Annotated in this window: 13 protein-coding genes; 5 read left to right on the forward strand and 8 right to left on the reverse strand. The window is 58.1% G+C overall.

Features of this window, described 5'->3' with window-relative positions; translation table 11 throughout:
• Positions 1-166 precede the first annotated feature (166 nt).
• The 3 genes from ACUZ9Q_RS02875 (at position 167) to ACUZ9Q_RS02885 (ending at position 4,823) form a co-directional block, all read left to right on the forward strand.
• On the forward strand, positions 167-1,552 hold the full coding sequence (locus ACUZ9Q_RS02875; protein WP_192112466.1) for a PFL family protein: 1,386 nt from the start codon (positions 167-169) through the stop codon (positions 1,550-1,552).
• A 184-nt stretch (positions 1,553-1,736) separates the two neighbouring features.
• A complete protein-coding gene (locus ACUZ9Q_RS02880) occupies positions 1,737-2,381 on the forward strand; it encodes a DNA-3-methyladenine glycosylase family protein (protein WP_215647284.1) in 645 nt (214 codons plus the stop codon).
• A gap of 351 nt (positions 2,382-2,732) precedes the next feature.
• Complete coding sequence (locus tag ACUZ9Q_RS02885; protein ID WP_449247291.1) at positions 2,733-4,823, forward strand: methyl-accepting chemotaxis protein; 2,091 nt, start codon at positions 2,733-2,735, stop codon at positions 4,821-4,823.
• Between the two features lie 82 nt (positions 4,824-4,905).
• Here ACUZ9Q_RS02885 and ACUZ9Q_RS02890 read toward each other — a convergent pair whose 3' ends face one another.
• Both ACUZ9Q_RS02890 and ACUZ9Q_RS02895 read right to left on the reverse strand, forming a co-directional pair.
• Complete coding sequence (locus ACUZ9Q_RS02890) at positions 4,906-5,718, reverse strand: sulfite exporter TauE/SafE family protein (RefSeq protein WP_449247292.1); 813 nt, start codon at positions 5,716-5,718, stop codon at positions 4,906-4,908.
• Positions 5,694-6,041 carry a DMT family protein gene (locus tag ACUZ9Q_RS02895; protein WP_022658003.1) on the reverse strand — a complete coding sequence of 116 codons (348 nt, stop codon included), beginning with the start codon at positions 6,039-6,041 and terminating at the stop codon, positions 5,694-5,696. The genes ACUZ9Q_RS02890 and ACUZ9Q_RS02895 overlap by 25 nt, the downstream gene beginning before the upstream one ends.
• 264 nt (positions 6,042-6,305) lie before the next feature.
• Between ACUZ9Q_RS02895 and ACUZ9Q_RS02900 the strand changes: the two genes are divergently transcribed.
• Positions 6,306-7,097 carry a hypothetical protein gene (locus tag ACUZ9Q_RS02900; RefSeq protein WP_192112469.1) on the forward strand — a complete coding sequence of 264 codons (792 nt, stop codon included), beginning with the start codon at positions 6,306-6,308 and terminating at the stop codon, positions 7,095-7,097.
• Between the two features lie 236 nt (positions 7,098-7,333).
• On the opposite strand, the gene ACUZ9Q_RS02905 is transcribed toward ACUZ9Q_RS02900, so the two are convergent.
• The 4 genes from ACUZ9Q_RS02905 to ACUZ9Q_RS02920 form a co-directional block, all read right to left on the reverse strand.
• Complete coding sequence (locus ACUZ9Q_RS02905; protein ID WP_192112470.1) at positions 7,334-7,897, reverse strand: tetratricopeptide repeat protein; 564 nt, start codon at positions 7,895-7,897, stop codon at positions 7,334-7,336.
• Positions 7,898-8,235: 338 nt separating this feature from the next.
• Positions 8,236-8,931 (reverse strand): (d)CMP kinase, encoded by a 696-nt coding sequence (gene cmk, locus ACUZ9Q_RS02910; protein ID WP_022658006.1) that lies wholly within the window; start codon positions 8,929-8,931, stop codon positions 8,236-8,238.
• Entirely contained in the window at positions 8,928-10,061 is a 1,134-nt protein-coding gene (gene hisC / locus ACUZ9Q_RS02915) for a histidinol-phosphate transaminase (RefSeq protein WP_449247293.1), read from the reverse strand. Before hisC ends, cmk begins: the two co-directional genes overlap by 4 nt.
• 213 nt (positions 10,062-10,274) lie before the next feature.
• On the reverse strand, positions 10,275-10,727 hold the full coding sequence (locus ACUZ9Q_RS02920; RefSeq protein ID WP_022658008.1) for a universal stress protein: 453 nt from the start codon (positions 10,725-10,727) through the stop codon (positions 10,275-10,277).
• A gap of 298 nt (positions 10,728-11,025) precedes the next feature.
• Here ACUZ9Q_RS02920 and ACUZ9Q_RS02925 point away from each other — a divergent pair, with 298 nt between their 5' ends.
• Positions 11,026-11,538, forward strand: a complete 513-nt coding sequence (locus ACUZ9Q_RS02925; protein WP_192112472.1) for a hypothetical protein — start codon at positions 11,026-11,028, stop codon at positions 11,536-11,538.
• Between the two features lie 223 nt (positions 11,539-11,761).
• On the opposite strand, the gene ACUZ9Q_RS02930 is transcribed toward ACUZ9Q_RS02925, so the two are convergent.
• Together ACUZ9Q_RS02930 and ACUZ9Q_RS02935 are read right to left on the reverse strand one after the other, a co-directional pair.
• Entirely contained in the window at positions 11,762-12,367 is a 606-nt protein-coding gene (locus tag ACUZ9Q_RS02930) for a periplasmic heavy metal sensor (protein WP_449247294.1), read from the reverse strand.
• A 73-nt stretch (positions 12,368-12,440) separates the two neighbouring features.
• Positions 12,441-12,614 carry a hypothetical protein gene (locus tag ACUZ9Q_RS02935; protein ID WP_227119370.1) on the reverse strand — a complete coding sequence of 58 codons (174 nt, stop codon included), beginning with the start codon at positions 12,612-12,614 and terminating at the stop codon, positions 12,441-12,443.
• Between the last annotated feature and the right edge of the window lie 19 nt (positions 12,615-12,633).

The raw sequence follows: 12,633 nt of genomic DNA on the forward strand, positions 1-12,633 counted from the left end.
CCGAGGCGCATGCACCACCGGTCTGCGCCTGAAACAGGGCGCGACCCGGTTTCAGACACGATGCACATTCCCCTGAGCGCGCGGTATTGCGCGTCAGGGCAAAACCGCCTTCCGGGCGGGGCCGCCATATGGCAGGCCGACAGCCCGAACATACAGGAAGACCTCCATGCTTTCAGAACGCGAAGTTATAAGCACCCTGAACATGCTCCGCAACGAGCATCTTGACGTGCGCACAGTCACCCTTGGCGTGAGCCTGTTTGACTGCGTCAGCCACGACCTTGATCTTTTTACCGCCAACGTTAAGGCCAAGCTGCGCCGCTACGCCTCGCAGCTCGTGAGCGTGTGCAACGAAGTGGGCGACAAATACGGCATCCCCGTGGTGAACAAACGCATCAGCGTGAGCCCCATTGCCGTGGTGGGCGCGCCCTTTGGCCCGGATGGCATGGTGCGCGTGTGCAAGGCCCTTGACGAGGCGGCCAAGGAAGCTGGCGTTGATTTCCTGGGCGGTTTTTCTGCTTTGGTGGAAAAGGGCTTTGCCAAGGGCGACCGCGCCCTGATTGAGGCGCTGCCCCAGGCACTGGCCGAAACCGACCGCATCTGCTCATCCATCAACGTGGCTTCGTCGCGCAGCGGCATCAATATGGATGCTGTGGCCCTCATGGGTCAACAGATCCTCAAGGTGGCCGAAGCCACCGCCGAACGCGGCGGCATCGGCTGCGCAAAGCTGGTGGTTTTTGCCAATATTCCGCAGGATGTTCCCTTCATGGCTGGCGCTTACCTTGGCGTGGGCGAGCCTGACGTTGTTATCAACGTGGGTGTTTCCGGCCCCGGCGTGGTCAAAAAAGCCCTGGATCGCGCCCGCGAAGCCGGGCACAACGGCAAGGGCGGCCGCCTTACCCTGCTGGACATGGCCGAAGTCATCAAGCGCACGGCCTACAAGGTGACGCGCGTGGGCGAAATGATCGGTACCGAAGTGGCCACCCGTCTGGGCCTGCCCTTTGGCGTGGCCGACCTTTCCCTGGCTCCCACGCCTGCGGTGGGCGACTCTGTGGGCGAAATTTTCCAAAGTATGGGCCTTTCGAGCATTGGCGCGCCCGGCACCACTGCCGTGCTGGCCATGCTCAACGATGCGGTGAAAAAGGGCGGCGCGTTCGCCTCTTCGTCCGTGGGCGGTCTGTCCGGCGCGTTTATCCCCGTGTCGGAAGATTCCAGCATCGAGGCCGCGGCCACCTCCGGCCTGCTCAGCCTTGAAAAGCTGGAAGCCATGACCAGCGTGTGCTCTGTGGGGCTGGACATGATCGCCATCCCCGGCGACACGGCCGCTTCGACCATTTCCGGCATCATTGCCGACGAAATGGCCATCGGCGTCATCAACACCAAGACCACGGCTGTGCGCCTTATTCCCGTGCCCGGCAAGGGCGTTGGCGAAGAAGTGTCTTTTGGCGGCCTGCTCGGCAAGGCGGCCATTATCCCCGTGCCCAAGGGCGACGCCACGGACTTTATCGGGCTTGGCGGTCGCATTCCTGCGCCGATTCACAGCCTCAAAAACTAGGCTGGTTAAGTTTTATCTGCTTTAAAAGCTGATATAATCCCTTCACGGCGCGGCATCCTTGAGATTCCGCGCCGTTTTTTATGGCCGCCTGCCGCCATGGTTCCTTCAGGAATTTTTGTATTTGCGCCAGGAGGCTGGCATGCTGTACTATCAGACACCGCAACCTTTGTGCAGGACTAAAATAATGCCCCAGTATTTTATCTACGGCCAAAAAGAAATCGACTTTCTCTCCCGCAAAGACAAACGTCTGGCCTCAGCCATGGAACGCATAGGCCCCATACAGCGGGAGGTGCGGCCAGACCTCTTTGACGCGCTCATGCACTCCATAGTCGGGCAGCAGATTGCCACCAAGGCGCAGCAGACCGTGTGGGCGCGGCTTGTGCTTGCCCTTGGCGAAGTGACGCCTGAAACCATAGAAGGCGCTGAAACTGCCACGTTGCAGGGAGTGGGGCTTTCCTTCCGCAAGGTTGCGTATATGAAGGCAGCCGCGCGCAAGGTACTGCTGGGAGAGCTGGATGTGGAGGCCCTGAGGCTCATGGACGATGCCAGCCTCTGCGCCACCCTGTGCGCGCTGGACGGGGTTGGCGTGTGGACAGCGGAAATGCTCATGCTGTTTTCACTCCAGCGGCCTGATGTTCTCAGTTTTGGCGACCTAGCCATTCTGCGGGGCTTGCGCATGCTCTATCGGCACCGGGAAGTCAGCCGCGACCGCTTTGAAATCTATCGCCGGCGCTACAGTCCTTATGGTTCGGCCGCAAGCCTGTATCTGTGGGCCATAGCGGGCGGGGCTTTGCCTGATCTTTCCGATCCGGCGGCTTCAAGGCGCTGATAAGGCTGATCCCATTATCCCGCCAGTAGGCCCCCACCGCAATTCAGTGTTGCTCTGCCATGCTTCGCTTATCGCAAGTAGTTGCTGCTATCGAGTATTAGATATTCACGCCTCCTCCGTCCTAATGAGATTGATAGTTATCAGCGCGAAATGGCAGCGTAAAAATCCCTATCACGCTCGTAGAGATTTCTTGTGAAAATAAGTATAATTGATATATTGAAAGTCACGTTTTGTCCGATAAGTACACTGGAAAAGACCTGCCTTACAGGATTTCAGGGGTAGTTTAATTTTTCACATGGTAATTAGCCTTTCGGTCATTCAGTGCGTAGACGCAACGCAAAAGGGGTAGTGATGAAACTCGGATTACTTGCGAAAATGGGAATTTCCATCCTCACTCCGGCAATAGTGGGGCTGATGCTTGTGGCAGGGGTTTGCTACAAGATGTCAGAAGAAATCCTGCGAGAGCAGATTGCCACAGATATGAATGCCCTGCTTGAGTGCCAGAGCATAGGGCTTGACGCGGTGTTTTCCGGGATAGAACAGGGCCTGCAAACCATGACCGAGAACCAGCGCATCAAGGATCAGGTGGAAGCCCACTCCCGCAACAAATCGGATGCCTTCGAGGGGGCCCTGTTTACGCGGGCAGACCAGGCTCTTGATTCTTTTGTGACCAATAACGACATGGTTTCTTCCGCCGCAATCATTGCCATGGACGGCACCGTGCTTGGGTACCGCGTTGATAAGCAGCAGGGGAAGAACAAGTTCGTCGGCGCCAATTTTTCTGACAGGGAATACTTTGTAAAGAGCAAGAATGGCCAGCCCAGTGTTGTTGGCATGGTAGATGCCACCACTGGCGAGGTGTACACCGTGCTTGCCATGCCGCTCAAGCTGGATGGCAAAAACATGGCCGTGCTGGCAGCGGCAATCGACAATAAAATTCTGGGCAAAAATACCACTGATAAAATCAAGATCGGCCAGAAGGGCATGGTCTATGCCTACGACCTTCAGGGGCGTATGGTTCTGAACCCGGATGGAGCTGTTCTCGGGCGCAATGACAGCAAGGTGTCCCATGTGGCGGCCCTGTTGCAGCAAAAGGAAGGGCGTACCCGCTTTGACAATGGCAAGGGTGAAAAAGGGCTGTACTATAAGCCGCTGCCGCACGAAGGCTGGATTTTGTGCGTGGAATTTGACCGTGGAGAAATCTTCAAACCCACCAGCGACCTGCTGACCAACGCCAGTCTGCTGACTTTGGCCTGTGCGCTGATAGTCGGAACCATGATCTTTTTCTCGGCCCGGGGCATTGTGCGTATGGTGGGCGGCATTTCTAGCGTGGCCGAAGCCGTTGCCGGTGGTCGCCTTGAAACCAACGACAAGGAACGCGCCCTGTTTGACGTTGCTGAAAAGCGCGGTGACGAATTCAGCACGCTTGCGGCGGGCATGCGGCGCATGGTGCAAAGCATCAGGCACCTTTTGAGCGAAAGTGAACACAAAACACAGGCCGCGCAGCACGCTACGGAAGAGGCGGAAAAAGCCACAGCCAGAGCCGAAGAAGCTGCACGTCAGGCCGAGAGCGCTAAGCGTGAGGGCATGCTGACGGCAGCGGGGCAACTGGAAGAAGTGGTGAGCGTTATTTCCGCCGCTTCCACAGAGCTTTCCGCACAGATCGAGCAGTCGGACAAGAGCGCCGTAGAATCCGCACAGCGCCTGGCCGAGGCCGCCACGGCCATGAATGAAATGAACGCAACCGTGCAGGAAGTTGCCCGTAATGCTTCCGCGGCTTCGGCTGTGTCTGCGGAAACGCGGGCCAATGCCGAAAGCGGTGCGAATATTGTGGAAAACGCCTTGCAGAGCATAGGGCAGGTGCACAAGGTTTCGCTGGCGCTCAAGGGCGACATGACCACGCTGAACCAGCATGCCCAGGCAATCACCCAGATTATGAACGTGATCTCGGACATCGCCGACCAGACCAATCTGCTGGCGCTCAATGCCGCCATTGAGGCCGCCCGCGCGGGCGAGGCCGGGCGCGGTTTTGCCGTGGTGGCCGATGAAGTGCGCAAGCTGGCAGAAAAAACCATGGCCTCCACCAATGATGTGGGCAATGCCATTTCTGCCATTCAGGGCAGCGCAGGGCAGAGCGTTGCCGCCATGGACAAGGCTCTGGCAGAGGTGGAAAAGGCCGCCGAGCTTGCAAAGCAGTCTGGCGAAGCCTTGCAGGGAATTGTGACCAAGGTCGAGGAATCGGCAGATCAGGTGAGCGCCATTGCCACGGCCAGCGAGCAGCAGTCCGCCACCAGCGACGAGATCAACCAGTCCATTGTCAGCGTCAACGAGATGTCCAGCCAGACCGCGCAGGCCATGGGCGAAGCTTCCCGGGCCGTGAGCGAGCTTGCCCGCCAGGCCGAGCGCATGAGTGAACTTATCAGCGAGATGAAGCGCGGCTAGCTCTGCACACAGTCCAACGCAAGCAGCCCCGGAATGCGATATTCCGGGGCTGCTTGCGTTGGACTGTAGATCTGTTGGTTTACTAGTGCGTGCTCGGAGCCAGAAAATACTGCCATACAAGGGTCAGCAGCAGGAGGCTGAGCGAAATGGTCAAAAAGCGGCGTACAGCCGCAGGCCCTACGCGAATAGCCAGGCGGCTTCCCATCCAGTTGCCCAGGCAGCAGGCCGCGGCCATTGGCAGGGCCAGACTCCACACCACCACGCCGTTGACGATGAAAACCACGGCTCCGGCAAAGTTTGAGGCAAGGTTGAGCACCTTGGAGGTTGCGGAGGCTTCCATCAACCCCATGCGCAGAATCCAGTGAAAGGCCAGGATAAGAAAACTCCCGGTGCCTGGGCCGAAAAATCCGTCATAGCCGCCAATGAGAAGGCATACAAAGGCCACGGGAATCCAGAAGCGGGGGCCGGAGTGCGGCAGTGGCGTCTGCTTGCGTTCTTTCTTGGGCAGCAGGGTTGCGCACATGCCTATGGGCAGCAATGCCACCAGCACTTTGCCAAGAACAGCCGCGTCCAGCAGCAGGGCAAGCCGTGACCCTGCCCACGAACCAACCAGCGAGAAAATGATGCCCGCCAGGGCCACCCGCCACAATACCAGATTGCTGCGGGCAAAGTTGCCAAGCGCAACCGTTGTGCCAAGGCAGGCGCTGACCTTGTTGACGCCCAAAGACTGATGCGGCGGTACGCCGGAAAGCAGCAGGGCGGGCATGGTAATAAGCCCGCCGCCGCCAGCGATGGAGTCAATAAATCCGCCCCCGAATGCCGCGGCTATGCCAACGGTGTATGTAACCAGGCTGAAATCCAACACGTTGTCTACCATTCCTTGAAGATAATCCATGCTGCCAGCACAATGAGCGCAAAACCCACAAGGTGGTTCCAACGCAAAGGCTCGTGCAGCCAAAAAGCGGAAAAGCCCATGAAAACAGTCAGGGAGATGACTTCCTGAATGGTTTTCAGTTCTGCCGCCGAAAAATATCCGTAGCCTATCCTGTTGGCGGGCACTTGCAAAACATATTCAAAAAAAGCGATGGCCCAGCTCGTGATGATAACCAGCGGCAGGGCTGTACTCCTGTAGCGCAGGTGTCCGTACCAGGCAAACGTCATGAAAAGATTGGAGCAAAACAGCAGGCCCACGGTGCTGACGGGAATTGGTATCTGCATGGAAAATCCATCGGGCGGTCGCAAGAACAAATGCCTGGCAGGCCGGAAGAAGTTGAACAGAGCGTCAAATCTCATATCTGCTGCAACATGGCGCGTCAACAGCCTGCAACGGGCCTCCGGGGCATTGCCGCACGCCTTGTTTGCGGGGGCAACGTTGAAAGGTTATGCTGCCCAGGCGGCAGATTTTGCGCCGCGCAAGCAATGGAGGAACACTGTATGGCGGCACGCTCACCGCGCGCTAAGGATGCTGAAAACGGAAGCTTCTTGAATACGGGTATGTCATCCGCTTCTGGTGGCCCGCACACCCACGCAGCCGCGGAGGCTTCTCCTGACAGGGTGACATGGGCGCTGTTCTGGAAAGCGGCCTTGCTTGTGATCGTCATCTGGGCCGCATCAGCCCTGTGTCTATACTTGTCAGTGGAAGATTTCAGCAAGTCCGGCACATTTGGCGATTCCTTCGGGGTGCTTAACACTCTGTTTTCAGGGCTTGCGTTTGCGGGCATCATTGTTTCCATAAAAATGCAGAACGATGAAATGCGCGAGCAGCGCAAGGAACTGCAAAAGCAGAAAAAGGCTGCGCAACTTTATCACCGTGAGCGCATGTTTCTGCTGCTCATGGACGAATTTAAAAAATCGCGCGAGCACCGTTTCAGCATAGCAGACGTGCGGCTGGTTGTGCGTGAATGCCTGTGCGATGTACCCGCTTTAAATGCCCGCAGCTCCGAGGCCGGGGCTGCCCTTGCGCGCGAGGTGGAAGGCGTGCTCGCGGGCGTGCAGGCGGAAACGCCCCTGTTGCAGGTTTTTGGCCGCAGAGTGTTTCGGCACGAACGCTGCGAGGTGTTTATCAAGACTTTCCGTCAGGCGGCGGAGAGCGCCAGAAAGATTGATCCGTCCAACAAGACGGAATATTACGATATTGTCTGCAACAGTATGTCTGATGCGGAGGAGGCCCTGCTGTTCATGTGCGCTGTGGCGCGCGACGGGGCACAGGTTCTTAACGACCCGCAGGTTATGAAGCTGCGGGAAAGCTACGACGAAATTCGGGCCAAACTCTGAACAGCGGCAACTTCCGCTGCCCATATAGCCACTTGCGGGCGGAATGAGCCGCCCAAACACAAAAACCCCTGACGTACATCAGGGGTTTTTCCGGCGCTCCGTGCCGCCGTGCCCGATCCGGAGAACGGATCAATAGCGGCAGCGGCGCGTGGCTTCCCTCAGGGAATGATTTTCCGGCCCCCGACACCCGCCAGGGGCCGGAAAATCATGTGGGGAGGGGAGTATGTACAGGCTGACTAGGCAGCCATGGTGTCAAAAAGTTCCTTGGCATTGATATTGGTGGGGTTGGCGCCCAACACCGCTTCAAGGTGCTGCCGGGCTTCTTCGGCGCGGCCAAGGTAGATCATGCAGCCAGCCAGAGTGACGCGAACGGCTTCGGCTTCCACGCCGGAGCTCAGGGTGTCTTCCAGGTAGGGCAGCGCGTTTTCAACGCAGCCAAGCTGATAAGATTCGCGCACCAGGCAGTTGAGAGCCACAATGTTTTCCCTGGATTTCTTCAGGGCGGCTGCAAAGTAGTCAAAGGCCTGCTGGTGGTCGCCCTTTTCCATGTACACAAGGCCAATGCCGCACAGCGCCTTGTCGGTTTCTTCCACAGAAGCGGCCTTCTGGTACAGAATCAGAGCCTTGTCCAGATCAGAGCGCTGCACGGCCACGGTGGCCAGCCCCAGGAAGGGGGCCGCGCTCTGGGAGTTGCTGCCTGCGGCCTTGCGGTAGTATTCCTCGGCCTTGTCAAAGTCACCCATGAAAAGGTAGCACTCGCCCAATTCCTTATTGATTTCGTAATCCAGTTGATTGCTCATGGTATCCTCCCCAACTGAGGCTGGTTTGTGGTCGGGCGCTTTATGCGCCGCTGACTTGCTTTTTTATATGCACTGAACGTGCCAATAGTAAAAGAGTGCAATAAATACAGTGTGGTGATTTGCTGTTTGTGCAAAATATACGCCAGGGGGGCGGCTTGGCACCGCTTAAAGCGCCAAAGCCTTGGCGCTCAGGGGGGCCGCACAGGCAGGATTTTCCTGGTTGGGCAATTCTTGCCGCTGTGTTTTTCGGGCAGCCAAGGGGGAACAAAAGAAGGCCGAACCATGAAACGGTTCGGCCTTTAAGGGTGCGAATTTGTGTGCGGATTATACTATGTGCGTCAGGCGGAGCGAAGGCTCTGCGTACCGCCATGCACGTTGATGTGGTGCAGGATGACGCCAAGCACCCCTTCAATGTCAAGGTGGGACGTGTCCACAATCAGCGAATCCTGCGCGGGGCGCAGTGGGGCCACGGCACGGTTGCGGTCAAGGGCGTCGCGCTGGCGGATCTGTTCGGTCAGGGTGGCGAGGTCCGCCTTCTGCCCGCTGGATTCAAGGTCGTGCAGACGGCGCGAGGCGCGTACCTCGGGCGCTGCATCCAGAAAAAACTTGAAGCGCGCATCGGGAAAAACCACGGTTCCCATGTCGCGCCCTTCTGCCACCAGCGGGTACTGTTCGCCAATGGCGCGCTGGGTGGCGCGCAGGATTTCACGCACCACAGGCACGGTGGCTATGCGGGCCGCCAGCATGCCCACGGCCTCGGTGCGTACCTCGCCCCGCACGGCCACGCCGTTGCAGAACAGGGTGGACTGCTGTCCAAGACCCGAAAGGGTGAACGTCCACTCCGCGCAGCGGGTGCGCAGTTCTTCTTCCGGCAATGTTTCCGCCCCGGCGCCCAGCTTGAGTGCCATACAGCGGAACATGGCCCCGGTATCAAGGTAGGAAAGGCCAAGCCCTTCGGCCACACGCCGGGCCAGCGTGGTTTTGCCCACACCTGCCGGGCCGTCAAGCGTCACCACAGGAAGCCGCGCACTCATGCCTTTTCCCCTTTGCGGGCAATAATATCTGCCATGGCGGAAAGGAATGCGAGGTTTTCCTGCTGGTTGCCAATGCTGACGCGCAGCAGATCCGGCAAACTGTAGCTCTTGAGCGGGCGGATGATGATGCCGCGCGCGAGCAGGGTTTCAAAGCATTCGGCAGCGGTGGGCGCGCCCTCGGGCATGCCGAACATCAAAAAGTTCGCTTCGCTTGGCCACACCTTGCAGCCCAGAGCGGTCAGGCCCGTAAACAGTTCTTTACGGCCTGTGCGCACGGCACCCTGCGTGGCGTTGTAAAAAGTATCATCGGCCAGTGCCGCCAGAGCCGCTTCTTCTGCCAGAATGTTGACAGAGAAGGGCAGGCGCGCGCGCCAGACAAAATCCGCCAGATGGTCAGGCAAAATACCGTAGCCCACCCGCATGCCCGCAAGCCCGAAGCTTTTGGAAAACGTACGCATGAAGGCCGTGTTATGGGGCATGATGCCGCTCGCCAGCAGGGATGCGGCTTTTTCATCCTCGGCAAAATCCACGTAGGCTTCGTCCACCACCAGCAGGCAGTCGGGGGCCTTCTGCGCCAGATCGCGCGCAAGGGCCTCCACGGCAGCACGCGGGGGGCAAAAGCCCGAGGGATTGTCGGGCGTGGTCACAAAAACAATGCGCGTGCTGGCGTCCACCAGTTCCAGCAGGGCGGCAAAATTGAAGGAAAAGTCTTCCTCAAGAGGCTGCCGCCGGATTTCTACGCCGCAAATACGCCCCTGAATGGGGTAAATGCTGAAACAGGGGTTGAAGCACACAATGTTGTGCGCGCCGGGTATCGCCAGAATACGGATAAGCAGGTCAATGATTTCGTCCGAACCATTGCCCACAACCACGCGGTGCTCGTCAACGCCGTGTCGCTGGCCCAGCGCCTTTGCCAGCCGCGGATTGCCGCCCTGCGGATACCGGAAGGCCCCGGACGCGTGGCGTTCCACAGCTTCGCGGGCCAGAGGGGGCATGCCCAGCGGGTTTTCGTTGCTGGCCATCTTGATAACCTGGGGCAGGTTGTACTTATCCTGGATTTCGGCAATGGAAAGGCCGGGAACATAGGCCTTGAGGGCCATAATTTCCTGGCGCACACTGATCTCGGACATGGTTACTCCACCGGTATCGCCCTCAAGGGCGAAGATTCATGGCTGCGCATGGGCGCAAGGCGTTTTGCGGCGCTTGTCAGTATGTTTCAGCCAGCAAACCATCGCAATGCGACAGCTTGCTGGCTGAAAAAGTTGGAAAGCTTGTCTTTCTTTATGGCTCTGGTACTGGCGCAACTGCCTGCGTGCCTGCAGGAAGGGCCAGATCCGCCAGAGTTATTCGCCTGCTTCCGTGGGGCGCACGGTCAGCACGGGCATGTCGGCGTTCTTGACCACCTTTTCCGCCACGGAGCCGAAAAGAATGCGGTCAATGCCCTTGCGGCCATGAGTGCCCATAACGATAAGGTCGGCCTTTTCTTCACGGGCGCGGTTGAGGATTTCTTCGGCGGCATAGCCGATGAGCACCTGTCCCTTGGCTTCAACACCCACGAAATTTTCGGCCACAAACGATTCCATGGACTTTTCAGCGCCGGTCACAATTTCGCCGACAAAATTCTCAATGGTATTGGGTGGCACATGAAAGCCCACGTACTGACTCAGCGAGGGGGCAGTGTATACAACAAGCACGCTCGCATTGAGCCCCTTGGCAAGGAGCACCGCGTATTCGGCAACTTCCTTGCTGTGTTCGGAAAGGTCTACCGCGCAAAGAATCTTCTTGATATCCTTCATGGCAAACTCCTGTTCCCCCCGGTAGGCAGATTGATTAACGGGCTGGCTGAATATGGCCGACCAAGAGGGGTTTGGTTTGGGGTCGCAGCCTTTATCCTTTGCCTTCATCTGTAATAAATGGTAGTTTTTTTCGGCACAATAGACAAGACATTTCGCCTAACGCCGCCAAGGGGCAGGGAAATTTTTTCCCCATTGCTTCTGCCAGCCTGTGAAAAATCAGCCTGTTATGGAAGTAAGCCTTTGTGGCAGGATTTTTGCATTTTTTCTGCAACGGCAGTACGCCAACCCTGGAGGCGACATGAAAGTTACCAACGATCAACTTGAGGCGCTGTTACGCCAGCAGAGCCAGACCCCGGGCGCAACCCGAGCGCAGACGGCGCAGGGCGGCTTTGAGGCGGCTTTGAGCGAACAGATGGGCCTTGAAAATGCCGTTGCATCTTCTGCGTTCCCCACAGCGGCGGCGGGGCAGACCTCGCAAGCATCCATGATCAGTCAGATGCTGCTTGGCTCCACCCAGTCCGAATCGGTAGATGTGGACGAAGACGTTATCCAGAGCGCCTTCTCTCAGGCTTCCGGCACGCTGGACATGTGGGATTCGTACGTTAACGCCCTGGGCTCTTCGGGCCAGAATGGTTCCTTGCGCGAAGCCTATTCCCTGTTGCAGGGGATAGACGGGCAGGTTTCCGCCCTCAAGAACAGCACGGCCTCTGTACGAGGCCAGAATGCTGGGCTTGATTCTCTGGTCAACGAGCTTGACGTGATGACAACGACAGAAAAAATCAAGTTCAACAGGGGCGACTATACCGCATAGCCGCCCGGACAGAAAAACCGCCGTGAAATCAGGGTTTCATGGCGGTTTTTGCTTGTGATCAGGCCGTCTGCTCCCATGAGCGGGCGGCTTTTTTGCGCATGGCGGTCAGGGTGCTCCTTGGTGCTGCGTAAATGCGCAAGCCTCCGGAATCATAAGGTTCCGGAGGCTTGCTTTATGGAGGCTCGTTGCCCTTGACTGGGCTGTGCGGTGCGCTTGTAGCAGGTTACTTGTTGCCGGTAGCGCCGGACTGCACGGCATTGCCAGTGGCATTGGTTGCGCCAGGCATGCCAGCCATGCCGGGGCAGTTACCGGGGCCCATCATGCCGTTGCCCATCATGCCATGTCCCATGCCGTGTCCGCCCATGCGGTGCCCCATGCCCCGGCCCATGCCGTGACCAGCCATGAAGGGAATGCCCTTGTCAGACATCTGCTTGAGCATTTCGGCCTTGGCGCTGTACAGCTTGGCGTCGATTTCGCGCAGATCCTTCTGGGCGGCCTTGACGCGGGCGTCGTCGGGCTTGGCGCCAGCGGCGGCAAGGTTGTTCAGTTCAGCCATCTTGGCAAAGTGCTGCTGCATGGTGGGCTGTGTTTTTTCAACAAAGCTCTGGTGGATCTGCTGCATGGTTTCCATCTGTTCGCTGGACAATCCCATGCCAGGGCCCATGCCATAACCCATGCCGGGGCCCATACCCATGCCCATGCCTGTGCCGGGACCCATGCCTGCGGGACCCCGGCCGTCGCCGTTCTGGGCGGAAGCAACGCCCGAAAGGCCGAGGAAGATGGCAAGGGTAAGGGCCGCGCCGCTGGTAACGATCTTGGAGGTCTTCATTGTAGTATTTCCTTTTAGTTTGATGGTAGTTGCGTGTTGGTTAGGTGATTATTTGATCTGGCTGACGGAAAGCTTATCGCCCGTAGCCATGACCGTGACCGTGGGGGCCGTGCGAGCCGGATTGACCGTTGCCGCACCATGAGGAGCTGATCTGGCTATCTGCCGTGTTGGCGGCAGAGGCGTTTACCGCAAAAGCCAGCACCAGCGCCAGGGAAGCGAAAACAAGGGTAAGTTTGATAGAGTTCATGAATATTCTCCTTTATCTC

It is taken from the genome of Desulfovibrio desulfopostgatei, assembly GCF_053570645.1.